This is a genomic window from Clostridium sp. LIBA-8553 (assembly GCF_057782465.1).
Genome location: NZ_CM173489.1, coordinates 1,471,328 through 1,495,016, shown reverse-complemented (window position 1 = coordinate 1,495,016; position 23,689 = coordinate 1,471,328). Strand labels below are relative to the sequence as shown.

Below are 23,689 nucleotides of genomic sequence, written 5' to 3'. Positions count from 1 at the left end.
TGATTTTATGGAATCAAAAGGAAAAAATAAACTTACCCTAACAGCTTTGATACTTATGATATTCACATCGGTTTATGGCTTTACTAATATGCCAAGAACATTCTACTTAATGGGTTATAGTGGAATTATATGGTATATAATTTCCGCCATTCTATTCTTTATTCCATATGCTTTTATGATGGCTGAATATGGTGCTGCTTTTAGAAAAGAAAAAGGAGGTATATATTCTTGGATGGCAAAATCCGTAAATCCTAAATTTGCTTTTATAGTAACATTTATGTGGTTTTCCTCAAATCTAATATGGATGGTATCTGTATCTTCATCTATATGGATTCCGCTATCTAATGTACTCTTCGGAAAAGATACTACTGCATCTTGGAATATATTAGGATTACAAGGTCCTCGTGCAATGGCTATATTGGCTATAATATTGCTTATTATAATAACTTTTATTTCATCTAAAGGACTAAATAAAATCTCAAAAATAACATCCATAGGTGGAACAGTTGTAGCTCTAGCCAATGTAGTTTTAACTCTTGGTGGTTTAATTGTGTTAGTAAGTAATGGATTCTCTACTGCTCAGGGATTTAATCTTCAAGAATTTATTCATTCTCCAAACCCATCATACCAATCTCCTTTAGGAGTTTTAGGTTTTGTTGTTTTTGCAATCTTCGCTTATGGTGGATTAGAAGTAATTGGAGGATTGGTTGACCAAACTGAGAATTCTAAAAAGAATTTTCCTAAAGGAATAAAAATTTCAGCATTTATAATTGTTGTAGGATATGCAATAGGAATACTTTGTATTGGATTTTTTGTTAATTGGAATAGAGATTTAACTGGTCCAGATGTAAATATGGCTAATATAGCTTATATTATAGTAAATTATCTTGGTTTTTATATTGGTCAAGCAATTGGATTAAGTCTTAATGCTTGTACACTTTTAGGTGACTTTTTCGCCAGATTTATAGGACTTTCAATGTTTTTATCTCTTATAGGTGCTTTTTTCGCATTAACTTATTCTCCTTTAAAACAATTAATAGAAGGTACTCCTAAAGATATTTGGCCTGAAAAATGGACAATATTAAATAAAGAGAAAATGCCCGCTACTGCTATGTGGATTCAATGTATAACCGTAATAATATTTGTATTATGCTGTTCAATGGGAGGAGAGGATTCTTCTAAATTCTTTAATTATTTAATACTTATGGGAAATGTAGCAATGACATTACCTTATATGTTTTTATCCTTTGCTTTTCCATTCTTTAAAAAGAAAAAGGAAATAGAAAAACCTTTTGAAGTTTTTAAAAGCTATAAAAGTTCATTGATTTGGTCTATTATTGTAACATTAACAGTGGGTTTTGCTAACTTATTTACAATAATACAACCTCTTACTTTACCAGAAAAAGATTATACTGCTGTGGTTTTTCAGCTTTCAGGTCCAATCGTATTTGGAATATTAGCATGGCTAATATATAGAAGATATGAAAATAATGTTTTAAAATTAAAGATTTCAAATATAAATAATAAAATTGATGATAAACTTGAAAAAATTGAAAATGCAGAAGAGGATATTACTAATGATGAAATAGGTCTAATAGGTTCAGAAAACCCTAATGATGGCCATTCAAACTTTCATGAAGTTACTTCTATAACTGAAGAAGAGGTTATTTCTATAACTGAGAAAAATGATAAAAGTAAATAGCAAAAATGAGTATAGAATTTTTATAATTCTATACTCATTTTTTTAATGAACAACTTATTCCACCTTATATTTCATATTACATTGTTTTTCCTCTTTGAATAACAAAAGAGCAACTAGAATAAAAAGAGCGCATCCAATTCCTATTTCTATAGGATAAAATGGCAACTGACTTTTATCTAAAAGCATAGGTAATAATGCAATTGCTGCTACTGGTGGAAAATGAATATTAAAGACTTCAAAGAAAACAAATGCACTAAGTACAACTAAAATCGTACAAATCCATAGGGGTACTCCTAAGTATTCATTTAATCCTAATCTAAAAAATGATCCTAATAAAGCAACTATTATAAAAAGTAAAAATAAACTTTTTGCACGCTTTCTAAATTTACAATGACAATTAGTAAGTTCAACAAAAGTAACTATTAAAGGCGGCGCTATTAATAAAGTTTCTTTAAATTTTACTGAAAAATATGTTAATATTCCAACTATAAAAAATATCTTAACCATTTTTATAAATTCTTTTTTTCTTAAAGCTGGATTTTTTTCAAGATTCTCAATTTCTTCTTTTATTTCTTCCTTTACTTCATCTATCTTACTACAACTATTATCCTCCATAATATATTGAATTAATACTATGACCATAGTAAGTATAAACACAGATATTGGATATATCCAAGTTTCAGTTCTAAGTAAAATTGGTAAAATACAAGCAGATATAATTGGAACAAGTGTTGTTTTAGTAAGCTTTAATAATAAACCTGTAAAAACTAAACCAATAAGTACTTGTAATGTTAATCCTAAGTGTACATATCTGACTATAAGTACACCAGTTATAGAACACAATGTCATAAGTGAAACTAATCCCATTTTACTAACCTTCCATGGTTGTTTTTCAACTACCCAGGCTCCTACAACAAGTGCAGCTACTTCTGGAAATATAACTTCCCTTTCTCCTGTATATTCCGCAACAGCTACCATAGCTAATATAAGCATAAGTGCTATAAAGTATCTTTTGTACCTCATAATAATACATCCTTTGTTTAAAATTTCTAACTTATTTTATCACACTAATTAAATTTGTTAAAAATAAAACAAATTTTCAATTTCATATTTAAACATTTTCATTTTTAAATTTTTAAAAAAATAATTATTTTTTTTATTATATTTTATTTTTAATCTATTTATTTAACATATTTCAAATAATTAATAACCTATATAGTCAATAAACAATTGAATATATAGGTTATTTCTGTGTTTATTCTATCCCATATCAAAATTTAAAATCCCACTATTATATAAAACAGTTCTTCTCAAATTATTATCTGCTGGCAAATAGCATGGTTCAAAAGCTAATGCTGCTCTATAATATCGTTGTGCTAACAAAACATTTCCTCTTTTTTCTTCAATTATCCCAAGTAAATTTTCTATTTCTGCTGAACTACTATTAAATATTAAAGCATTTTTTAATAATAATTCTGCATTATTATACTCCTTATTAAGGATGTATTTTTTTGCTTTATCTATACACTCTTTTATATAAATATTTTCTTTAATATTTTCTATCTTTTTTCTTATAAAATCAACTTGTTCTATCAAATCATCTATTAAGCATTTTGAAATTATAATACTCATATTAAACTTCACTATCCTTGTCTTGAATTCTAAGTAGCCTATATCCAACACCTATATGTGTTTGAATATAACTTGTATTAATAGACTTTTTATTTAGTTTTTTTCTTAATGTTGCCATAAAAACTCTTAATGATGGAATATCACTTTCACAGGTGCTAGACCAAATTTCTCTTAATATATAGTTATGAGTAAGAACTTTTCCAACATTTTTAGAAAGCAAACACAATAACTTATATTCAATTGGAGTCAAGTGCACCTCTTCTTCATTTAAAAATACACATCTTGAAGTATAATCTATCCGCAAATCTCCATTTATAAATTCTTGTATTTCCTGAGTGTTACTTCTATCATAATTCATTTTTCTTATAGCAACCCGTATTCTAGCAAGTAGCTCCTCTACACTAAATGGTTTAGTTAAATAGTCATCAGCCCCTAAATCTAATGCTTCAATTTTATCTTTGTCCTCACTTCTTGCACTGACTACAATTATGGGACAATTTGACCATTCTCTTACTTTCTTAATAATTTCTATACCATCCATATCCGGTAACCCTAAATCTAGTATTATAATATCTGGTCTTTTAGATATAGCTAAAATTATTCCCTGTGAGCCATTAGATGCTGTATAGCAATCATATGAATTTATCTCTAATGTGGCTGTTATAAAATTTCTTATAGCCTTTTCATCTTCAATAACCAAAATTGATGACTTCATCTTCATTCACCTCAACTCTCTGCAAACTAAAGCCAATTATAGTTCCTCTAGGTTTATTATTTTTTACATATATCTCTCCTTGGTGTACATTTATAATTGACTTACATAAAGCTAGTCCTAATCCTAATCCTCTTCTACTATCACTACTATTTTCCTTAGAAGTAAAGAACATGTCAAATATATGTTCCTTATCTTTTTTACTAATTCCATTACCATTATCAGCTATTTCAATTATCACATTATCTCCTTTAGGAAAAGCTCTTATTTCTATCTTTGAACCCTTTTCTGTGTACTTTATTGCATTATCTACAATATTTATAATCACTTGTATTATAAGTCTCACATCTACATTAACCATTAACAATTCGTCTTTTAAATCAACCTCTATATCATAATCACAGGACTTTCTATCTATATGCTGTAAGGCCTCTGAAATAATTTCCTCTACCAATTGTGCTTCTTTATTTAAATTTATATTTCCATTGTCTATTCTTGAAACTGAAAGTAAATTCTCAACTAAGTTTATTAACCAAACTGAATCATCATATATATCTAATGTCAACTTTCTTTTAGTGTCTTCATCAAAATTATTATTTAAAAGGGAACTTGCGCTTCCAGATATACTAGTTAATGGTGTTCTTAGATCATGGGAAACTGATCTTAATAAATTTGCTCTAAATTTTTCATTTTCAGCCTGCATTAAAGCTCTTTTTTTTGCCTCTTCTAAAATATAATTATCTATTACAAAAGATATCTGATTTATCATTGCAATTAGTAAAGATTTTTCTCCTTCTTCTAATTCTTCTTCCTCTTCTAAAATTACTCCTATTACTATTCCTATATCCTCATGACTTAATATAGGGACATACATTGCTTTAGCTCCTGGTAATGTGTCTGTACCTCTTCCTGCATATTTCTTATTATTTACGGACCAGATTACTACTCCCTGTTCATCTAAATTTATATATTTATCACTTAATTCACTTCCATCATTAAATTTATAATTATATATATTTTCAATTTGTCCATTTTTCAATTTATAAACCACTACTGGTTTTTTTACTAATCTATTTATTTGTTCTTGAGACTTTAAAATAATCTCCTCTAAATTTGAACATCTTCCAAGTTCACTACTAGATTCTAATAAAATATTAGTTCTATATGCTGTTATTGCTGATTTATTCGCTTGTGTTTTTACTTTATTTGTAAGTGTACTAGTTATTAAAGCTGATATAAGCATTATTAAAAATGTAACTATATAGCTTGTATCATATGAATCAAAAGTGAATTTAGGTTCTGTGAAGAAGAAGTTAAAAAGTAAAACACTAAATAAAGAAGATAAAACTCCATATATTCTTCCATAGGTTTCCTTTGCAATGATTAAAACACCTAGAATAAATACAATTATTATATTCGCTTCGCTAAAGCCTAGATTTTCAAAAAATATACTTATACCAATTGTCAAAAGTAAAATCCCTAAAGTCTTTAGAGAATCTTTAATTGTTATCTTTTCTTTATTAAAAATATTTTTATTTCTATATTCTATTGTTTCTTCTTCATCTGGTATTATATAAACATCTAACTCTGGAGCTAACTCTATTAGCCTATCCACAATGCCAAGTCTTGACCAGAGATGTCTTTTTTTCTTAGTTCTTCCTATTATGACTTTTGAAACTGAACTTATTTTAGAAAACTCCGAAACCTGATATGCAATATCATCGCCATAAACAGTTTCTATTTTAGCTCCTAACTCTTTCGCTAATTTAACATGCTCTCTTAATCTTTCAATATTTCCCTCCTTCAGTTCCCTGGATGAAGTTGTTTCAACAAACAAAGCAGTAAACTTTCCATGAAAAGCTTCTGCCATTCTTGCTGCTGTTCTAATTACTTTACCATTTGAAGGAGAGGAGCTTAAACATACTAATATATGTTCATTAGTATGATAAGCATTCTCATTTCTATTTATCATAACCTCTTTATTTACACTATTAGCAGTTTCTCTCAAGGCTAATTCTCTTAAAGCAACTAAATTTTCTCTTATAAAAAAGTTCTTTAATGCCTTTTTAGCTTGATCCTTAACATATATTTTCCCATCATTTAATCTTTCCATTAGAACTGATGGATCTACATCTATTAATTCAATTTGAAAAGCATTTTTAAATATTCTATCAGGTATCCTTTCTTTAACAACTATATTAGTTATAGATGCCACCACATCATTTAAACTCTCTATATGTTGAACATTAAGAGTGGTATAAACATTTATTCCAGCATCTAATAACTCCTCTATATCACTATATCTCTTTTCATGTCTAAGACCCTTAACATTTGTATGAGCTAACTCGTCTACAATTATTAGATCTGGTTTTCTATCTAAAGCCATATCTAAATTAAATTCCTTTAATATCATTTCTCTATATGATATTTCTAAATTAGGTAGCAATTCTAACCCTTCTAAAAGTGCTACAGTCTCTGGTCTTGTATGTGGCTCAACATATCCAACAACAACATCTATCCCCATATTTTTAGCTGAGTGTGCTGCCTCTAACATAGCATATGTCTTACCTACACCAGCAGCATACCCAAAGAAAATTTTAAGTTTTCCCCTTTTTTCATTTTTTTCTTCTATATTAATTTCCTTTAGTAACTGCTCTGGACTTGGACGAGCTTCTCTCATTTATAATCCCCCTATTCTTTTAATATCCCATCTAATGCTAAATTCACTTCTAAAACATTTACTACCTTCTCTCCAAAAACACCTAAAAACCTTCCAGTAGTATATCTATCTATTATTTCATTAACATAATCTATACTTAAATTTCTTTTCTTAGCAATTCTATCTACTTGATATTTTGCTGCAGCAACAGATATATGTGGATCTAATCCACTTCCTGATGAAGTTACTAAATCTACAGGAATAGGTTCATCACCCTTGCTTGTATTAGAACTTTTTATTCTCTCAATTCTTTCCTTTACTAAATTTTCATACTCTTCACTTGCTGGACTTAAATTTGATGGTGATGAATACATTAATGGCTTTCCATTATCATCTTTAAATATTTCTACATTTATATTCATAATCCTTCCCCACAAATATTTGTCATCTGTAAATTGTTGACCTAATAATTCACTCCCATATTTTTTACCATCTATTTCTATAATACTTCCATTGGACTCTTCCTTAAAGAAAACTTGTGCTAATACTGTTGTTGAAACTGGATAAATTATCCCACATAATATTGTAAAAATCAAAACAGCCAAAATAGACTTTTTAATAATCTTCATATTAATCCTCCTTTTTAAACTATACCTAACATTGTTATTAATATATCTATACCTTTTATAGCTATAAATGGAGCTATAATACCTCCTAGTCCATATACAAACAAATTCCTTGATAATAGCTTATTAGCTGGAACTTCCCTGTATTTAACACCCTTAAGAGCTAAGGGAATTAAAAGGATTATTATAAAAGCATTATATATAACTGCTGATAATATTGCACTTTCTGGACTTTTAAGATTCATAATATTTAACTTTGAAAGTTCAGGAAATAATCCTATAAAAAGTGGAGGAATTATAGCGAAATATTTTGCTATATCATTTGCTATACTAAAAGTTGTAAGTGCTCCTCTAGTCATAAGAAGTTGTTTTCCAATTCTTACTATATCTATTAATTTAGTTGGCGATGAATCTAAATCTACCATATTTCCAGCCTCTTTAGCTGCCTGTGTTCCTGTATTCATAGCTACAGCCACATCTGCCTGTGCTAATGCTGGTGCATCATTAGTTCCATCCCCTGTCATAGCTACTAAATGTCCCTTCTTTTGAAAATCTCTTATCATATTTAATTTACCTTCTGGAGTAGCTTCTGCTAAAAAATCATCAACTCCAGCCTCTGCTGCAATGGCCGCTGCCGTAAGCGGATTATCTCCAGTTATCATTATTGTTTTTATCCCCATTTTTCTTAAATCAGAGAATTTTTCTTTAACTCCTCTTTTTACTATGTCTTTTAAATAAATTATTCCTAGAATTTTATAATTTTTAGCTACTACTAAGGGAGTCCCACCCTTTTTAGCAATCTCTTCAACCTTTTTTTCACATTCCTCAGAAAAAACTCCACCCTTTTCAGTTATATATTTTTTAATGGAATCTGCTGATCCTTTTCTTATTTCATCTCCATTAAAATCAACTCCACTCATTCTTGTTTTAGCAGTGAATTCAATAAAATTAGCATTTGAAGAACTTAAATTTCTTCCTCTAATTCCGAACTGTTCCTTTGCTAAGATAACTATACTTCTTCCTTCTGGAGTTTCATCTGCTAAAGATGATAATTGAGCAGCATCTGCAAGCTCTTCTATATCAACTCCATCTACAGGTAAAAATTCACTAGCTTGTCTATTTCCTAAGGTAATTGTCCCAGTTTTGTCTAACATTAAAATATCAACATCTCCTGCAGCCTCGATAGCTCTTCCACTCATAGCTAGAACATTAGCTTGATTTAATCTACTCATTCCAGCTATTCCAATAGCAGAAAGTAAGGCTCCTATTGTTGTAGGCGCAAGACAAACCAGTAAAGCTAGTAATGAAGTTACTGAAGTACTATTTATAACTCCACTCTGATTTGAAGCAAATTCTGAATAAGCATATAATGATACTGTAACAACTAAAAATATTATTGTAAGAGAAACTAATAATATTTGAAGAGCTATTTCATTTGGAGTTTTCTTCCTAGAAGCTCCTTCTACCATAGCTATCATCTTATCCATAAAACTTTCTCCAGGATTATTACTTACCTTAATCACTATATAGTCTGATATAACTTGAGTTCCACCAGTTACGGCACTCCTATCTCCACCACTTTCTCTTATAACAGGGGCTGATTCTCCTGTTATTGCACTCTCATCTACTGATGCTGCTCCATAAATTACATCTCCGTCAGCTGGTATTTGCTCTCCAGCTTTTACTATTATTAAGTCTCCTTTTCTTAACTCAGTTGAATTAACCTTAATAACTCTTTCCTTTGTTTCTATAGAATCTATTCTATTAGCTGAAATATCTTTTTTAGCAGAACGTAAAGCATCAGCTTGTGCCTTTCCTCTACCTTCTGCAATAGCTTCAGCAAAATTAGCAAATAAAACAGTAAACCAAAGTAAAATCGAAATTCCTAATATAAAAGATGGCGAGTTATCTTTTATTCCAAATAATGAAAATATATATAAACCTGTTGTTAATATAGAAGCTATATATACTATAAACATTACTGGATTTTGTAATTGAATCTTTGGATTTAATTTTATAAAAGAATCTTTTATAGCTCTTTTAATCATTTTGCTATTAAATAAAGAATTTTCTTTCTCCTTCATATTTTTCTCCTCCTTAAGCAATCATTTGCAAAAACTCAGCTATTGGGCCTAAAGCAAGGGCCGGGAAAAAGCTTAAAGCACCTACTAATAAGACTACAAAAATTAACAAGCCTATAAATAACAAATTATGAGTTGGTAATGTTCCGATACTAGTTGCAACTTTTTTCTTTTTAACTAAAGAACCTGCAATAGCAAGTGTAGCAATCATAGGAACAAACCTAACAAATAACATTATTAATCCTATAGTTACATTTATAAATACCGTGTTAGCACTTAGTCCAGCAAAGGCTGATCCATTATTTCCTCCTGCAGAAGAATAGGCATATAAAATTTCTGAAAAGCCATGTGTACCTGAATTAGTTAAGCTATTTATTACTTCTGGATTAATAGCTGCTAATGCACTTCCTATGAGAATAGCAATAGGAGTTGCTAAACATATAAGCATAGCCATCTTCATCTCATAAGGTTCTATTTTTTTACCTAAATATTCTGGTGTCCTTCCAACCATAAGCCCTGCTATAAATACAGTTATTATTGCAAATGCTATCATTCCGTAAAGACCACATCCAACACCACCAAACACAACTTCTCCAAGTTGCATTAAAAGCATTGTAATCATTCCTCCTATTGGAGTAAAACTATCATGCATAGAATTTACAGAACCATTAGATGCCGCTGTAGTAAATGCTGCCCATGTACTGGAGCCAACTACTCCAAACCTACTTTCTTTACCTTCCATATTTCCACCACTCTGATCTATATAACCTAAATTTACATCTCCATTTTGAACTAATTGTGGTGTTCCATTAGCTTCACTTATTCCAATTATGCATAGTGCAACAACAAGTAAGGTAAACATAGCTATAAATATAGCTCTCCCTTGTCTTTTATCCTTTACATTTCTACCAAAAGTAAAGCAAAGAGATGCAGGTATTAAAAGTATAGATAACATTTCTAATAAATTTGAAAAGGCTGTTGGATTTTCTAAAGGATGTGCTGAGTTTACCCCAAAGAATCCACCACCATTAGTTCCTAGCTGTTTTATAGCTACCTGACTGGCTGCCGGGCCTTGAGGAACTATTTGACTAGTAACTATACTCCCATCATCTAAAACAATTTCTTCTAAAAGAGCTACCTCTTCATAAGATTTAAAATTTTGTACTGTTCCCTGTGAAACTAATAATATTGAAAGAATTATTGAAAGAGGAACTAATAAATAAAGAACACTTTTTGTTAAATCTCTCCAAAAGTTTCCCAACCCATTTTTATTTACTCTTGTAAATCCTCTTATTAAAGCAAATAAAACAGCAATTCCAGTTCCTGCTGATAAAAAGTTTTGAACTGTCAAGCCAAGCATCTGAGTTAAATAACTTAATTGACTTTCACCAGAATAAGCCTGCCAATTTGTATTTGTAATAAAACTAGCTGTTGTATTAAAACTTAAATCCCATGAAGTTCCTTCTATTCCTTCAGGATTTAATGGCAATACTCCTTGGAACAAATTCAAAATAAACAAGAATATAAAGCCTATAGCACTGAATGCTAAAACTGATAATGAATATTTCTTCCAGTCCATCTCCTCTTCATTAATCCCTAGTACCTTATATATAAAGTTTTCACAAGGTAATATTAATTTTGATAAAAATACCTTTTCTCCATTCATGACTTTTCCAATATATTTTCCTAATGGAATCGCTAATAAAACTAAGATTATTAAGTATAACGAATATTGTAAAATTGCATTACTCATTTCTATCCCCCCTAAGCAATATATACCAAAGATAAATAAATAATATTAAGGATGTTAATCCCATAATGATTAAAATGAATTTCATCTTTCTCTCCCCCTTTCCTTAATTTATTATATTTAAAAACATATTAAGATGGCGTTAGAGTTTTATTTGTTAGTATTAAGATTGTATAAAGATTAATTTTTATAAGATTTTATTGAAAATAAAAAAAGAGCCTTTAAGAATTTAATTTAAAGACTCTTAATATTTATATATGCTTTTTCAAAATCCTCATTTTAATTACAGAATAAAATTCACTACATAGTATAGAAAGTTTATAGAATTAATATATTGCTTTTATGTTCTTATTAAGATATGAGCCTATGAACTACATGCACTTTATTAATAAGTATTTATTGACATTCGATAAGAAAATGTTTATAATTTCTTCATAATATAAAATTGAAATGGGGTACTAAAATTGAAAAGTAATATTACTTCAAAAATATTAGATTATGTAGTAGCAATAGGAATCATTTTGACTATATTAGCTCTTATAGGAACACCTTTATTATTAACTGCACTTTTTAAGAGCCATTTTTCTATGATAGACTCTAGTTTAATATGGACTGTGACTATATGTATTTACATTTGTGCTATTCCTTATATACTAGCTCTATTTAAAGTAAAAACAATATGTCATTTAATAAAGAAAGAAAATCCTTTTTCATTTAAGATAGTTAAATCACTGCAAGTTATTTGTATTTGCTCTTTTGCTGAAATAATAACATTTTCTTTAACTTCTATTTATTTAAAATATTCAATAGATTTCTTTGAAAAAACTATAATAGCACCTCCTATATTAATAATATCTTTTATATGTGTTACCATAGGTTTATTATGTATGGTTCTTGCTAGATTATTTGAAAGATTTATTGAGATTAAAGAAGAAAATGATAAAACAATTTAGGAGGATTAAAATATGCCAATTCTTGTGAATTTAGATGTAATGATGGCTAAAAGAAAAATTAGTTCTACAGAACTCTCAGAAAAGATGGGAATAACAATGGCTAATCTTTCTATTTTAAAAAATAATAAGGCTAAAGCTGTTAGATTTTCAACCTTAAATTCTTTATGTGAAATATTAAAATGTCAACCTGGAGACATTTTAGAATATGTAGAAGAAGATGATGAAAGATTAAAATAGGTAGACAATGATTTATCATTATCTACCTATTTTAATCTTATTTTATTATTATTTCTAAAAATCTACTTAATTCTAAAGCTTGGTATGCTGTAAATATACCACCTTTTAAATTTTCCATATTTATGTCTATATCATTTATATTACAAGTTCTAAAATCAATATCCTTAATATTTGTTCCTCTAAATATTGATTCTTTAAAATCTACATTTTCTAGATTTAGCTTTTTTAGCTTGGCTTCTTGAAATATAGAGCTAGTTAAATCACATTCTTTAAACTCTACTTCTTTTAAGGTACTAAAAGAAAAATTACAATATCTTCCTAAACAACCTTTAAAAGAAATATTACTTAAAGATGATTCATCAAATCTACTTCCTATTATTTTACATCCTTTAAACTCTACTCTATAAAGTCCACCCTCAAAAAATTCGCAATTAGATAAATCACATTTTTCAAACCTTACATCTGTCATATCTATTCTTTTAAAGCTACAATTTATAAACATAACATTTCTAAATATACATGAATCAAACTTTACTGAATTTTGTTCTATATTTTCTATTATTGCATTTTCTATTATAACTTCTTCTAATTTTTCTTTACTTAAAATTTCTCTAGTTGCATCTTCTATTTTATTTAATTCTAAAGGAATCTTAGGTAATTGTAGTTTAAAAACTTTCATATTCTATCTCCCAAAATAAAATTTATCTAGTTTCTTTTCCTAAAATATTACTTAAAGTCAAGTAATGAGCCTCTATTTGCTTAGGTATATCTATATGTTCTATATAATTTGCTCCTTTAGGTCCATATCCATTTTTATCATCCCTAAGTCTTGGTATTTCTCCAAGAATAAGCTCTGCATATCTATCTAAACTCCATATTCCATCAACATCATTGTTATTAAACTCCAACTTTTCATTCAATATTGGTATAAATGGAGCATAATTTAAGACTTTAACCTTATGTTTATTTTTTAAAACTTTTAAAAACCCTAAATATGTTCTAAGTTGCATTGTGGGATCTTGTATAAGCAATAATGAATCATAACTAATATCTAATTTATCTAAAACTTCTATGGCTTTTATTGCGTTATCACCACAATTAGTTGATTTGTTCTCTATAATTATATCTTCCTTTGGTATATTAAAATGTTTTAATATTATTTCATATATAATATCTGCCTCTGATTTATCATAAGTATTTATATCACTATAATCTTTATGTTTTCTAACGGCTTCTCTAAGAAGCTCAGTTGAATGGCCAATTCCTCCACATATTAAAATCTTATTACAAAGTCTATTTTCATAAGCTTCTACAGCAACTTTAATATTATAAGTTATAGCACTTCCTAACAATATTAAAACATCTACTTTTTCAATTCCAAAATTCTTCTTTAAAGATTCCTTAGTAAGCTGACTGAAATCTCTCTTAGCTAAAAATCTTCCTATACTATTTAAACAATTTATTTTACTTTTATCCATATCTTCTCCTAAATTTCTATTCATAAAAAAATCATGCAATAATAAAACCTACTTAATGCACACTTTTTAAAGTTAATAGTTAATCTTGATCTTTTTTTATAATTATTAAACTTAAGTTCCTCAAAATTCATTTTATGATTTTTAAATTTTCTTCTGAAATAATCTTATAATACTTATAACCTCTAATCTCATGACAAATTTCCTCCTATACAAATTATTTTATACAAATATGGTCTCAATTTACAATATATTTTTCTTAAAACTTTACATACTAGTAATATAAAAACTTAAGGAGTTGATTTCATGAAAAGTATAAATAAAAAAGTATATACCAAAGAAAAGTATTTAGCTAATGGTAATAAAACTCAAAACCAATGGTCTAAGAACCATCTTAACACAACTATAGAAGAGCCTGCACTTAACGAAAGTGGAATAGAAGCAAAAAAAAGAGGCTTCTAAGCAGTCTATAACTATTTAATTAAGAATTTAAGGTCATAATTTATAAAAGTTTAGTATCTAATAGTTTCATAAATTATGACCTTTAATATTTTCTTATAATTATTAATTATAGTATATTTTTATTAAATTAAAGATTACATTTTACATACATTGCCCACTTTTACCTGTTTTTTACCCAGTTATGCATAAACTATTCCATATAATCTAAAATCTTGTTAGAATACAGTTGTAATATTTCTTAAATGAAGTTTGTAATATTTATTTTAATAAGTAAGGAGTTGACATATTTTGAAGAACACGAGAAAAGCTTTAGTAGCTGTAATTGCAATTATATTATCAACTCTTTTTTCTCCCTTAATACTTGAAAATATATTTTTAAATAACATAGCTTTATATATAGAACAAAGAGTTTTGGGCTTTACATCTATAGAGGCTCTTTCAAGTACTGTAAATTCAATCCTTGCTTTATTAGGAATACTATTAATTGCATGTTCTGTACTCATTAATAAAAATAAATAATATTACTCAGTAATTTAAGTATATTACTTTAAATTCAGTAAGAGACCTTACATAAAATTACCACCATAACTATCATCCTAGGAATAGAACTGTCCACTCTATTCCTAGGATCTTTTGTTAAACTTTCTCTTTCTATTTTAGCTTTATAATAAAGGAATATTATGATAATATTTTTAATATAAAACTAATGATGATTATCTTTAAGGAGGATATATGACAAAAGAAACACATTCAACAGGTGGTGTATGCATTTCTCTTATAATGCTCAACTTGCTTATAACTCTATTTTTACTTCCATACGATATAACTTATACGATTTTATTGATAGCTTTATTTTTTCATTTTTCTTATATAGGCTCTTTGTTTCCAGATATAGATCAAAGAAAATCCTCAATCAGTCAAATGTATCCATTTCTTTCGAAACATCTAGGAAGTAAATGTCGACATAGAGGCTTTACCCATAGTCTTTTATGTTTATCGTTAATAACATTAATTCTTTATACAGTTGTACATGTTAGTAACTTCAACATAATATTTTTAGTAATTTCCATAGGATTTATTTGCGGTTATGTATCTCATCTATTTTTAGACTTTTTCACTTCTGAAGGAATTGAGTTATTCTTTCCTTGGAAAGCTAACTTAAAAATAGCCAAAATCAAAACTGGATCAAAGCTTGAAAAAATGATTAACAAATTGCTTAAAATCGTTAATATCTTTCTTATTGGCTATAACATATATCTGATTTCATACCATATTTTAGGAATAAACTTATTAAGAAATATAGTTAAATAATTAAAAAACACTCTATATTGTTTATGTATTGAGTGTTTTTTTAATTTTTATTTTGTATATTTTGGAACAACATAATAAAAAATTCATAAACTAATATTGAAATTGCTTTTTAAATATTATGCAAGGAGTTTTATTATGGTAAGAAGAAATTATAATCCAAATGAATATAACAATTATTATAATAGTGACGAATCTGATTATTACGATAGATATAATAACAATTATCAAGATAATTGTTATGATGATAAATCTTGTGATGACAAATGTTGTGATGACAAATGTTGCGATGATAAATGTTGTGATGATAAATGTTCTTTTGAAATAAAGTGTGGTTGTTGTAAACCTGGTCCAAGAGGCCCTATGGGCCCTAAAGGTTGTACTGGCCCTATGGGTCCTAGAGGTTGTACTGGTCCTCAGGGTCCTCAAGGCCCTACTGGTCCTACTGGCCCTGAGGGTCCTCAAGGTGATCAAGGCCCTACTGGCCCTATTGGTCCTCAAGGTCCTCAAGGTGATCAAGGGCCTGTTGGTCCTCAAGGTCCTATCGGCCCTATAGGTCCTGATGGTGATACTGGACCTCAAGGTCCTGCTGGTCCTCAGGGTCCTCAAGGTCTTACTGGTCCTCAGGGTCCTCAAGGTCTTACTGGCCCTACTGGTCCTGTTGGTCCTACTGGACCTCAAGGTCCTCAAGGTGATCAAGGGCCTACTGGTCCTCAAGGCCCTACTGGACCTCAAGGTCCTCAAGGTCTTACTGGCCCTACTGGTCTTCAAGGCCCTGCTGGACCTCAAGGTCCAATTGGCCCTCGAGGTCCTCAAGGTGAACCTGGAACAAACTTTGATGATACACTATTAGTTAGTTACTCATCTGTAGCAACACAAAATATTAATGCCAATGGTATTTTCACTTACAATATTCAAAATTCTAATGGTTCAACATTCACAGCAATAACAGCTAATATAGCCAATGGGACATTTACAATAAACGAGGCTGGAAGATACCTATTTATATGGTCATTTAATTTAGACAATATAAATCCTTCTACAGCTAGTGCATTAGTTTCTTTATTTAGAAATAATACTAGAGTATTTTTATCTGGAACTCCTAGGGTTAACCCTGGTGAAATAGGAGTGGTTAATGGAAGTATCGCTGTAAATGCTAATGCTGGAGATGTATTTACTTTAGTTAATAATTCTACAAGAAATGTTTTAGGCCAAATAATATCAGTACCAATTGCTGTAACTCCAGCAATTTTAGGAGAATCTACTGGTATAAATACAGGAATAGGTTCATGGGTTCAAATAGTTAGAGTCGCTGATTAATAAAGGTAAAAGACCATACTAGTGTATGGTCTTTTTTTATCTTATAGCCGTTATAACATCCGTCTTAGCAGCCTTTCTAGCTGGAAGAATTCCGGCAACGAAACCTATTATTAAACAAAAAATGAGAATACCTAAAATTAATGAAACGCTTGGAACTGCTATTTTTTGTATAGCTTGTCCCATCATATTTTCTGTTATTGATCTTGCTACTGAATTTATTCCCCATGTTGCTAACCCACCTAATATTATTGAAATAAATCCTCCAGTAATTGATATTGCACATGCTTCTCCAACAAAGATTTTTATAACATCTTTTATGCTTCCACCAATTACTTTAATCACTCCAATTTCTCTATTTCTTTCATATATAGCCATATCCATAGTATTAGTTATACCTAAAGCCGCTACTAAAAGAGAGATTCCTGCTAACGATCCAAGTATTATACTTACACCCAATAGCATAGATCTTGTTTGTTTTTCAAATTCCTTAAAGGAATTTGTTTGATATCCCATGTCTCTTAGTATCCCCTCATAAGACTCTAACATTTCTTTATCATCAACTCTAACATCTATTCTCTCGTAGGTTGTAAGCTGTTCTTTCAAATATTGTTCATCTACCAAGGGAACACTTTTTATCATATCATCAACAAGTTTACGTGAACTCTGGATTTCATAGTTACTCTGTCCATTTCCACTTGTTAAAATCCCAACAATATTACAAGTTACTTGTTTACTTTTTATTGAATTTCCCTTTTCATCTTCTCCAAAGTCTTCTCCACCTAATTTTACTCTTTTTCCAATAAGCTTTTGAAATTCAGAATCATCTTTAACTTTTTCATCCCAAGTGTACCCTAATAGCTCCTTTGCCACATCATATCCAAGTAATAATTCCTTACTTCTTGGTCTAGGAGCTTTTCCTACTAAAATAGAACTTTCTGCAATCAAATTCGCCTTATCATTAGCTAATATTCTTGAATATATTTGTACTTTGCCGTACTTTATTTGAGTATGTGCATACCTTTTAGGCATTACCTCAGAAAAATATCCTAAATTATTTAATTCCTCAACATTTTTATCTGTTAATTTAGTTTTAGAGCTACTCGCATCCTTATCATCTGTCTCGCCTCCCCAATTAGGGTATATATTTATTACAGATGTATCCATTAAACTTTCCATTTCGTAAGTTAAGTATCGTTCAAAGCCATTTGTTATAGAACTTATTATAAAAATTGCAAGACAGCCAATTATTACACCCATCATAGTAAAAATTGTTCTTGTCTTTCTTTTCCACATGTTTCTCCATATTATGGATAATAAATCCTTAAATCTCATAAAAATCACCTAAAATCCAAATAAACTTTTTATAAACGATATTAATCCTAACTTATTATTTTTCGGTGGCTTCTCATCTATAGGCATCATAGCTGGAACTATACATGAAGTTGTTTCTGTATATTGCTTTCCAGTTGTGTCTTCATAGCTTATTTCAATAGATGCATTTCTTTCTTCTTCAGCTGGTGTTATTGCTATATCCATATACTCTTCACCTTCAACATCTATACCTCCTATATTTTGCTCCATAACTTCTGCCCCTATAGTAACCTTAGCCTTTACATTCTTAACTTTAGTTTTACTATCATTTCTTAAAGCGGCACTAATGGCACCTTCACTAGGTGTAACCCCACTTATACTTATGCTTGGAGTATTTTGAACCATTATTCCAACTATTTTAGTTATTTCTTCTTGTTCTTTGCCTTTTTCATTAAACATAACACTCGTAACGAAATTATGTACTCCAGCCTTTATATTAGGATCACTTGCTAAGGTTATGCTTATATATTTAACATCATTTCGTGCTATACTTCCAACATATATTTCATTTGTTGTTCCCACAGGCATAAATCCATCTAAAGTGCCTTTCCCTTCTACATTTACGATTTTAAGTGATACTCCATAAAGACTATTTCCACTTATATTTTCAACCTTAAAGGTTAATGTAAATGGCATTCCTGGTTCCACTATGTCCTCATCTGTTGTAACTGAACTTATTATTAAATCTTTTGACTGAATATTACTAGTTGGAGGTACTGCTTGCTCTCCCCCATTTAAATTATTACCATTATTTTCTCCATTACCATTTTCATTTCCCATTTCAGATAATGCATTAGAAACCTTATCTGTAAAAGCAACAGTCTTTTGTGGAACTGATACTATTGTTAAAATAGTAGCTAAAGCCAAAACTAAACTCAAATTTCTCTTTTTCATATTTTATCCCCCTAAATTTCATAATTTATATAAACACTAATTTTTGTTTATTCACCTTTAACAAAGAAGACCATCTTCCATCCTTATCACTCTATCTGCATATTCATAAACTACTTGAGAATGAGTTACTACAATAAAAGTTGTATTAAATTTTTTATTTAAATCCTTTAATAAATCTAATATTTCTATAGTAGTTTTACTATCCAAATTTCCAGTTGGCTCATCAGCTAAAATTACACTTGGATTATTTACTAAAGCTCTAGCTATAGATACTCTTTGTTGCTGTCCCCCAGATAATTCAGATGGCTTATGATCCATCCTATCAGCTAACCCAACTCTTTCAAGCATTGACTTTGCTCTTTCTATCCTTTCCTTTTTAGGAACTCCAGAAAAAATTAATGGCATTTCTACATTTTCCAAAGCTGTTAGTTGAGGCATTAGATTGTAACTTTGAAATATAAATCCCATATTTCCTCTCCTAAATAAAGCTAGTTCATTCTCATTTAATCCTTCAAGATGATAATCATTTATAACTATTTCCCCCTCATCACAAGGCATTATTCCCCCTAAAATATTCAAAAAAGTTGATTTACCAGATCCTGATTCACCTATAATAGCAGTAAATTCGCCTTTATTTATGGTTAAACTTATACCTTTTAATATTTCAACGGAAGTATTTCCAACTTTAAATGTTTTTTTTATATCTTTACATTTAATTACCATGATTTCCCCCTTTTTAAAAGATTTCAAATTTTTATCCAGATAGCATATTCTTACAAATAATCATAATTAAGTATATCTTTATTAAATTTAAACTTAATAACAAATTAATTACTGCAACATGAATATTAAGTTAATAAAAGTAAAATAAAATGTAAAAAAGCTTATAGCTGAGACTTTTAATCCTAGCTATAAGCTTTTAAATTATGTTAAATTACTTAAAAATTATTTTACTCTTCTATTAACTCTTCTATAAGTTCTTCTAATTTTTCAGGCTCAAATGTAGGTGCAAATCTAGCTATAACCTCACCATTTTTATCAATTAAAAATTTAGTGAAATTCCACTTTATCTCATCACCCTCTGTAGTGAATCCTAACCCCTTTAATTTATCATATAATCCTAAGGATGATTCATCTTCTTTTGCCATTGGAGCTTCTTTTTTTAAAAATTTATATAACTCATTAGCATTTTCTCCATTTACATCTATCTTTGCAAAAGTTTTAAATGTTGTGCCATAATTTAGTTTACAGAATCCTGAAATTTCTTCATTAGTTCCTTGTGCTTGATTAAAGAATTGATTACATGGAAAATCTAATATTTCAAATCCCTTATCTTTATACTTATCATAAAGCTTTTGTAATCCTTCATATTGAGGAGTAAAGCCACAACCTGTTGCAGTATTAACTATTAAAAGTACCTTTCCCGTATAATCACCTAAAGAAATGTCATTTCCTTCAATATCTTTGACTTTAAAATCATATAACATGGTAATCTCTCCTTTTAAATCATTGTGTTTTCCAAATTTAATTTATCCTATTTAAAAATTTTTAATCTAATTATTAAGTTTTAAAATATGACTTTTTCTATTCTAATAAAAATCATATTTAAATTATCAAATAACAGTCTCTACTATTTTGCCATTTTAAATTTAATTGCATAAAATATTTTTTATTAATTATATGCTTATAAGTTTTAATTGTCAATAAAAGCTACTAATAAATAATATTTATTAGTAGCTTTTTATTCTTATTCCAATTATTGTTTAATACCCATTAGAAATCACTTCCTGCTAAATATCCTGTTGAAAATGCCATTTGAAGATTATAGCCTCCTGTTTCAGCATCAATATCTATAACTTCTCCTGCAAAGTAAAGATTTTTGATAAGCTTTGATTCCATAGTCGATGCATTTATCTCTTTAACCTTAACTCCACCGGATGTTACTTGAGCAGCCTTTATAGTTAAAGTTTCTCTTACAGTAAGTTTCATCTCTTTCATATAAGATATGATTTTATTTTCATCTTCCTTCTTTAAATCACTAGCTTTAACTTCTGTTAATCCTAGCATTTCAAATATCTGCTTTAAAAAATTTTGAGGTAATATTCCCTTTAAGTTATTTAATACAGTCTTATTAGGATTACTTCTTATTATCTTAGATAATTCCTCTTTAGATTTATCTCTTAAAAAATCTAAGGTTAGTTCAACTTCTCCTTGATCTAAAGCCTTAGTTATATAAGAAGATAACTTTAAAACTGCTGGGCCAGACACTCCAAAATGAGTAAATATCATATCTCCAAATTTCTCATATTTCTTCTTTTTAACCTTAGCTGAAACAACTACATCCTTCATTGCTACTCCTTGAAGATTTTTCACGAAGTCTTCCTTAGTAACAAGAGGAATTAATGCTGCATGAATTGGAGTTATCGTGTGGCCATATTTCTCTAATATCCCATACATCTCTCCATCAGAGCCTGTATTAGGGAAACTTTTCCCACCAGTAGTTATTATAATCTTATCACCTAATATCTTTTTACCATTATTAGTTACAACACCTTTTATTTCCTCATCTTCTACTAAGAAATCACAGACCTTAGTGTTATATAGAGCCTTTATGCCACTCTCCTCTAATTCCCTTTTGAATATTTCTATTACCTCTTCAGCGGTGTCACTTTTAGTGTATACTTTTTGATCTAATTCAACCTTATATTCTAAGCCTTTCTTGCTTAAGTAATCTAAAAGTTGATAGTTTGAAAAAGTGTACAATGCACTGTACATAAATTTATTGTTTGTAACTATCTTATCAAAAAACTCTTCGATATCCCTATTATTTGTTATGTTACATCTTCCTCCACCAGTAAGCCTTAACTTCTTACCAATTTCATTATTTCTTTCTATTAATATGACTTCATTATTAGATGATGCTGTTAAGGCTGCCATTATACCAGCAGGGCCTCCACCAACTACTATTACCTTTTTCTTGCTCATTTGTTTCCTCCAAATTTTTAACTTCTAAATATTATGTACTTTTAATTTTTATTCAATATATTTTATCTATTAAAACTTTTTTCTACTTTTAAAAACTTAATACATGAAAATTATATATGTATTATACACTAAAAAAGGTGAGTAAAACTATATAATAATTTCACTCACCTTAAAGTTAAAATTTATTTTTTATTTAACATCAATTACTTTATAATCTTTTATATCACTTAAATTACTTGTTCTATGCCAATAAACAAGCTCTAAAGGATTATCTGTATCTATATCTTCAAACTCTAAAATATACTCCCCTTCTCTTTCTGGATTCTCATAAAATCCCCCTAAAATTCTTTGTCCATACTCATTCTCATCTTTTACTTCTTTTAACATAATATCTCTAAATAGAGTTAAAGGATCATAGTTACTCTTAAAATAGAATTTTATTTTACCCTCTCCCCTTTTAACCTCATAAAATCCTCCCTTTAAATCTTCTCCATAGTTCATCTCCACAGGATATTTTATTCCATCCTTCTCCTCTAACTTAATATCTAATTCTTCTTTATACTCTTCATCTATTCTTGCATAAATAACTTTTATATCTTCAGCATTTTTTATATCTTCATATTTTACATTTGGAAAATTAAGTACTGACATAGTTCTAGGAATAATTAAGGATGTATCTTCCATTCCTGTACCATCCCACCATCCATATGCTTTTCCATTAACCATTAAATAAAATATTGAATTATCTTCAAATGCTCCAAGTCCATCAAACCAAAGTTTAGATTCAATAATATTTCCTTCAATAGAATTTATTTTTATATTTTTATCTACTCTTTCATTAACCTGTACCTTTTCTATATCCCTAAAACTTGAACTAAAGTCCACTTTAATATTGAAATCACAACTTATATAAGTATCATTTTCTAGAACTTTTGTTGCAACTAAATTTAACTCCCCAATTTCTCTTAACTTCTTCTCTGTTGTATTTATCTCAGCAGTTAATATTGCTGTATAATCATCTAAATAAGTTACATCAGTTCCAGAAGTCCAAGAATGTACTCCAAACTTACTCATATCAATATCAACTCTAAAGTTATCTTCTTGTCCTAATCCTTTTAAAGGTACAGGACTTTCAACCTTAACTCCTACAAGCAAGTCAGTTGGAGTACCTACTATATTATCTATTGTAAACTTATATCCTTCAACTTCTTTTGTTTCCCCTATATAATTTGTGTAATCTTCAAAACCTTTAAAGAATCCAAGTTCCCTATATATATCTCCTATAATAGGGATATTAGCAGCTATTACAGGCTTACTAATTACTCCTGCTGTGAGTATTCCTAAAGCTAAAGTAGCTGCAATAGCTGATTTTTTAAGCTTTTTATTTCTTTTATCTTTTATAGTATTTTTAATTTTTTTTCTTACTCTCTCTTTTCCTATTTCACCTAAATCTACCTTTGCTATTTCTATTTCATCAATATTAATCTCATCTATTTTATCTAAAATATCCTTTGGATTCATC

At 29.0% G+C, this 23,689-nt stretch carries 21 protein-coding genes and 1 pseudogene; 7 read left to right on the top strand and 15 right to left on the bottom strand.

Annotated features, from left to right (window positions below):
* Positions 1 to 7: 7 nt before the first annotated feature.
* Positions 8 to 1,618, top strand: a pseudogene (yjeM, locus tag AC2JAQ_RS06610) (glutamate/gamma-aminobutyrate family transporter YjeM); the annotation flags it as partial.
* A gap of 138 nt (positions 1,619 to 1,756) precedes the next feature.
* Here yjeM and AC2JAQ_RS06605 read toward each other — a convergent pair.
* From AC2JAQ_RS06605 to kdpA, 7 genes are all read right to left on the bottom strand, one after another.
* Complete coding sequence (locus AC2JAQ_RS06605) at positions 1,757 to 2,725, bottom strand: hypothetical protein (protein WP_488458501.1); 969 nt, start codon at positions 2,723 to 2,725, stop codon at positions 1,757 to 1,759.
* 237 nt (positions 2,726 to 2,962) lie between these two features.
* Positions 2,963 to 3,334, bottom strand: coding sequence for a hypothetical protein (locus AC2JAQ_RS06600; RefSeq protein WP_488458500.1), 372 nt, complete (start codon positions 3,332 to 3,334; stop codon positions 2,963 to 2,965).
* Between the two features lies 1 nt (position 3,335).
* The gene (locus AC2JAQ_RS06595; protein ID WP_488458499.1) at positions 3,336 to 4,049 is read right to left on the bottom strand and encodes a response regulator; all 714 of its coding nucleotides are present in this window, start codon (positions 4,047 to 4,049) and stop codon (positions 3,336 to 3,338) included.
* Positions 4,024 to 6,726: a DUF4118 domain-containing protein gene (locus AC2JAQ_RS06590; RefSeq protein ID WP_488458498.1), complete on the bottom strand. Its 2,703-nt coding sequence runs from the start codon at positions 6,724 to 6,726 to the stop codon at positions 4,024 to 4,026. Before AC2JAQ_RS06590 ends, AC2JAQ_RS06595 begins: the two co-directional genes overlap by 26 nt.
* An 11-nt stretch (positions 6,727 to 6,737) precedes the next feature.
* Entirely contained in the window at positions 6,738 to 7,334 is a 597-nt protein-coding gene (gene kdpC, locus AC2JAQ_RS06585) for a potassium-transporting ATPase subunit KdpC (protein WP_488458497.1), read from the bottom strand.
* Positions 7,335 to 7,348: 14 nt separating this feature from the next.
* Positions 7,349 to 9,415 (bottom strand): potassium-transporting ATPase subunit KdpB, encoded by a 2,067-nt coding sequence (gene kdpB / locus AC2JAQ_RS06580; protein WP_488458496.1) that lies wholly within the window; start codon positions 9,413 to 9,415, stop codon positions 7,349 to 7,351.
* 13 nt (positions 9,416 to 9,428) lie between these two features.
* The gene (gene kdpA, locus AC2JAQ_RS06575; protein WP_488458495.1) at positions 9,429 to 11,165 is read right to left on the bottom strand and encodes a potassium-transporting ATPase subunit KdpA; all 1,737 of its coding nucleotides are present in this window, start codon (positions 11,163 to 11,165) and stop codon (positions 9,429 to 9,431) included.
* A 461-nt stretch (positions 11,166 to 11,626) separates the two neighbouring features.
* On the opposite strand from kdpA, the gene AC2JAQ_RS06570 reads away from it, so the two are divergent.
* Positions 11,627 to 12,115 (top strand): DUF2975 domain-containing protein, encoded by a 489-nt coding sequence (locus AC2JAQ_RS06570; RefSeq protein WP_488458494.1) that lies wholly within the window; start codon positions 11,627 to 11,629, stop codon positions 12,113 to 12,115.
* Between the two features lie 12 nt (positions 12,116 to 12,127).
* Positions 12,128 to 12,352, top strand: coding sequence for a helix-turn-helix domain-containing protein (locus AC2JAQ_RS06565; protein WP_423239819.1), 225 nt, complete (start codon positions 12,128 to 12,130; stop codon positions 12,350 to 12,352).
* 37 nt (positions 12,353 to 12,389) lie between these two features.
* Here AC2JAQ_RS06565 and AC2JAQ_RS06560 read toward each other — a convergent pair whose 3' ends face one another.
* Positions 12,390 to 13,031, bottom strand: coding sequence for a pentapeptide repeat-containing protein (locus AC2JAQ_RS06560; protein ID WP_488458493.1), 642 nt, complete (start codon positions 13,029 to 13,031; stop codon positions 12,390 to 12,392).
* Between the two features lie 22 nt (positions 13,032 to 13,053).
* Complete coding sequence (locus tag AC2JAQ_RS06555; RefSeq protein WP_488458492.1) at positions 13,054 to 13,830, bottom strand: YdcF family protein; 777 nt, start codon at positions 13,828 to 13,830, stop codon at positions 13,054 to 13,056.
* A 303-nt stretch (positions 13,831 to 14,133) separates the two neighbouring features.
* On the opposite strand from AC2JAQ_RS06555, the gene AC2JAQ_RS06550 reads away from it, so the two are divergent.
* The 4 genes from AC2JAQ_RS06550 to AC2JAQ_RS06535 all read left to right on the top strand — a co-directional run bounded on the left by AC2JAQ_RS06550 (position 14,134) and on the right by AC2JAQ_RS06535 (position 16,917).
* Positions 14,134 to 14,289 carry a hypothetical protein gene (locus AC2JAQ_RS06550; protein WP_322503504.1) on the top strand — a complete coding sequence of 52 codons (156 nt, stop codon included), beginning with the start codon at positions 14,134 to 14,136 and terminating at the stop codon, positions 14,287 to 14,289.
* 288 nt (positions 14,290 to 14,577) lie between these two features.
* The gene (locus AC2JAQ_RS06545; RefSeq protein WP_488458491.1) at positions 14,578 to 14,808 is read left to right on the top strand and encodes a hypothetical protein; all 231 of its coding nucleotides are present in this window, start codon (positions 14,578 to 14,580) and stop codon (positions 14,806 to 14,808) included.
* Positions 14,809 to 15,021: 213 nt separating this feature from the next.
* Complete coding sequence (locus tag AC2JAQ_RS06540; RefSeq protein WP_488458490.1) at positions 15,022 to 15,600, top strand: metal-dependent hydrolase; 579 nt, start codon at positions 15,022 to 15,024, stop codon at positions 15,598 to 15,600.
* 135 nt (positions 15,601 to 15,735) lie between these two features.
* Positions 15,736 to 16,917 carry a collagen-like protein gene (locus tag AC2JAQ_RS06535; RefSeq protein WP_488458489.1) on the top strand — a complete coding sequence of 394 codons (1,182 nt, stop codon included), beginning with the start codon at positions 15,736 to 15,738 and terminating at the stop codon, positions 16,915 to 16,917.
* Between the two features lie 36 nt (positions 16,918 to 16,953).
* Here the strand turns inward: AC2JAQ_RS06535 and AC2JAQ_RS06530 are convergent, their stop codons facing one another.
* From AC2JAQ_RS06530 to AC2JAQ_RS06505, 6 genes are all read right to left on the bottom strand, one after another.
* Entirely contained in the window at positions 16,954 to 18,249 is a 1,296-nt protein-coding gene (locus AC2JAQ_RS06530) for an ABC transporter permease (RefSeq protein WP_488458488.1), read from the bottom strand.
* Positions 18,250 to 18,258: 9 nt separating this feature from the next.
* Positions 18,259 to 19,182: a COG1361 family protein gene (locus tag AC2JAQ_RS06525; protein ID WP_488458487.1), complete on the bottom strand. Its 924-nt coding sequence runs from the start codon at positions 19,180 to 19,182 to the stop codon at positions 18,259 to 18,261.
* 57 nt (positions 19,183 to 19,239) lie between these two features.
* Positions 19,240 to 19,905 (bottom strand): ABC transporter ATP-binding protein, encoded by a 666-nt coding sequence (locus tag AC2JAQ_RS06520; RefSeq protein ID WP_488458486.1) that lies wholly within the window; start codon positions 19,903 to 19,905, stop codon positions 19,240 to 19,242.
* 227 nt (positions 19,906 to 20,132) lie between these two features.
* Positions 20,133 to 20,669, bottom strand: coding sequence for a glutathione peroxidase (locus AC2JAQ_RS06515; RefSeq protein WP_488458485.1), 537 nt, complete (start codon positions 20,667 to 20,669; stop codon positions 20,133 to 20,135).
* 286 nt (positions 20,670 to 20,955) lie between these two features.
* Positions 20,956 to 22,167: a BaiN/RdsA family NAD(P)/FAD-dependent oxidoreductase gene (locus AC2JAQ_RS06510; RefSeq protein WP_488458484.1), complete on the bottom strand. Its 1,212-nt coding sequence runs from the start codon at positions 22,165 to 22,167 to the stop codon at positions 20,956 to 20,958.
* Positions 22,168 to 22,356: 189 nt separating this feature from the next.
* The gene (locus AC2JAQ_RS06505; RefSeq protein ID WP_488458483.1) at positions 22,357 to 23,688 is read right to left on the bottom strand and encodes a DUF4179 domain-containing protein; all 1,332 of its coding nucleotides are present in this window, start codon (positions 23,686 to 23,688) and stop codon (positions 22,357 to 22,359) included.
* Position 23,689 lies beyond the last annotated feature (1 nt).

Excerpts from the sequence above, each read along its gene's own strand:
- AC2JAQ_RS06605 (WP_488458501.1), bottom strand. The coding sequence starts at position 2,725 with ATGAGGTACAAAAGATACTTTATAGCACTTATGCTTATATTAGCTATG.
- AC2JAQ_RS06600 (WP_488458500.1), bottom strand. The coding sequence starts at position 3,334 with ATGAGTATTATAATTTCAAAATGCTTAATAGATGATTTGATAGAACAA.
- AC2JAQ_RS06595 (WP_488458499.1), bottom strand. The coding sequence starts at position 4,049 with ATGAAGTCATCAATTTTGGTTATTGAAGATGAAAAGGCTATAAGAAAT.
- AC2JAQ_RS06590 (WP_488458498.1), bottom strand. The coding sequence starts at position 6,726 with ATGAGAGAAGCTCGTCCAAGTCCAGAGCAGTTACTAAAGGAAATTAAT.
- kdpC (WP_488458497.1), bottom strand. The coding sequence starts at position 7,334 with ATGAAGATTATTAAAAAGTCTATTTTGGCTGTTTTGATTTTTACAATA.
- kdpB (WP_488458496.1), bottom strand. The coding sequence starts at position 9,415 with ATGAAGGAGAAAGAAAATTCTTTATTTAATAGCAAAATGATTAAAAGA.
- kdpA (WP_488458495.1), bottom strand. The coding sequence starts at position 11,165 with ATGAGTAATGCAATTTTACAATATTCGTTATACTTAATAATCTTAGTT.
- AC2JAQ_RS06565 (WP_423239819.1), top strand. The coding sequence starts at position 12,128 with ATGCCAATTCTTGTGAATTTAGATGTAATGATGGCTAAAAGAAAAATT.
- AC2JAQ_RS06560 (WP_488458493.1), bottom strand. The coding sequence starts at position 13,031 with ATGAAAGTTTTTAAACTACAATTACCTAAGATTCCTTTAGAATTAAAT.
- AC2JAQ_RS06555 (WP_488458492.1), bottom strand. The coding sequence starts at position 13,830 with ATGGATAAAAGTAAAATAAATTGTTTAAATAGTATAGGAAGATTTTTA.
- AC2JAQ_RS06550 (WP_322503504.1), top strand. The coding sequence starts at position 14,134 with ATGAAAAGTATAAATAAAAAAGTATATACCAAAGAAAAGTATTTAGCT.
- AC2JAQ_RS06540 (WP_488458490.1), top strand. The coding sequence starts at position 15,022 with ATGACAAAAGAAACACATTCAACAGGTGGTGTATGCATTTCTCTTATA.
- AC2JAQ_RS06535 (WP_488458489.1), top strand. The coding sequence starts at position 15,736 with ATGGTAAGAAGAAATTATAATCCAAATGAATATAACAATTATTATAAT.
- AC2JAQ_RS06530 (WP_488458488.1), bottom strand. The coding sequence starts at position 18,249 with ATGAGATTTAAGGATTTATTATCCATAATATGGAGAAACATGTGGAAA.
- AC2JAQ_RS06525 (WP_488458487.1), bottom strand. The coding sequence starts at position 19,182 with ATGAAAAAGAGAAATTTGAGTTTAGTTTTGGCTTTAGCTACTATTTTA.
- AC2JAQ_RS06520 (WP_488458486.1), bottom strand. The coding sequence starts at position 19,905 with ATGGTAATTAAATGTAAAGATATAAAAAAAACATTTAAAGTTGGAAAT.
- AC2JAQ_RS06515 (WP_488458485.1), bottom strand. The coding sequence starts at position 20,669 with ATGTTATATGATTTTAAAGTCAAAGATATTGAAGGAAATGACATTTCT.
- AC2JAQ_RS06510 (WP_488458484.1), bottom strand. The coding sequence starts at position 22,167 with ATGAGCAAGAAAAAGGTAATAGTAGTTGGTGGAGGCCCTGCTGGTATA.
- AC2JAQ_RS06505 (WP_488458483.1), bottom strand. The coding sequence starts at position 23,688 with ATGAATCCAAAGGATATTTTAGATAAAATAGATGAGATTAATATTGAT.